A 596-nucleotide genomic window follows, 5' to 3' on the forward strand; every position below is an offset into this window, starting at 1 on the left:
CCTACCTCGCCGAAACTCTCGACGCCATCATCAACGGCCATCCACAGAGCCAGATCGAGGAACTCATGCCCTGGCGATTCCGAAAAACGTCAAGCCCAAATCCATAGGCGATCGGCGAGGCGCTTACGGTGAAGACCGCAGGCGTGCGTATCCGGCGGCCATGAGCACCCTGAGCACCGCGGTGCTGGGGTCAAGCTTTCGATGGGAAAACGCGATGATATTGTTCGAGGAGGAGTTTGACCTCCTCGATGCCTTCATCGGTGAAGGCCAAGATTCCGTCGTCATCGTTGGCGTCGTACACCCAGATGGCACCGTCCTCGGGCTCGAGACCGAGGGTCAGGTCCTGGATGAGCGCTTCGCTGACGCCGAGGTCCCTGGCGACACGTTCGACGGTGTAGACGTGATGCACCTTATTGCGCTGCATGATCAGGCCGCCGCTGGTAGGGTCCGCAGTTTTGCGGATCTCCAATTCCATATGTGGACGGCTCCCACTTGCAAGTGTTTTTTACAGATATTTTTGATCGGATCGCTTGCTTCCATATGTGCGGCCTTTGTGTGTGGTCGCACATGACCACTGGCCAAGATGGTTTCCGCAA

At 57.4% G+C, this 596-nt stretch carries 1 protein-coding gene; it reads right to left on the reverse strand.

Annotation, left to right across the window (positions count from 1 at the left end; translation table 11 throughout):
• Positions 1-190 precede the first annotated feature (190 nt).
• Positions 191-475 carry a hypothetical protein gene (locus CKW40_RS42425; RefSeq protein ID WP_244571576.1) on the reverse strand — a complete coding sequence of 95 codons (285 nt, stop codon included), beginning with the start codon at positions 473-475 and terminating at the stop codon, positions 191-193.
• Positions 476-596 lie beyond the last annotated feature (121 nt).

Source organism: Mesorhizobium carmichaelinearum (assembly GCF_900199455.1).
Lineage (GTDB): Bacteria > Pseudomonadota > Alphaproteobacteria > Rhizobiales > Rhizobiaceae > Mesorhizobium > Mesorhizobium carmichaelinearum.

Excerpts from the sequence above, each read along its gene's own strand:
- CKW40_RS42425 (WP_244571576.1), bottom strand. The coding sequence starts at position 475 with ATGGAATTGGAGATCCGCAAAACTGCGGACCCTACCAGCGGCGGCCTG.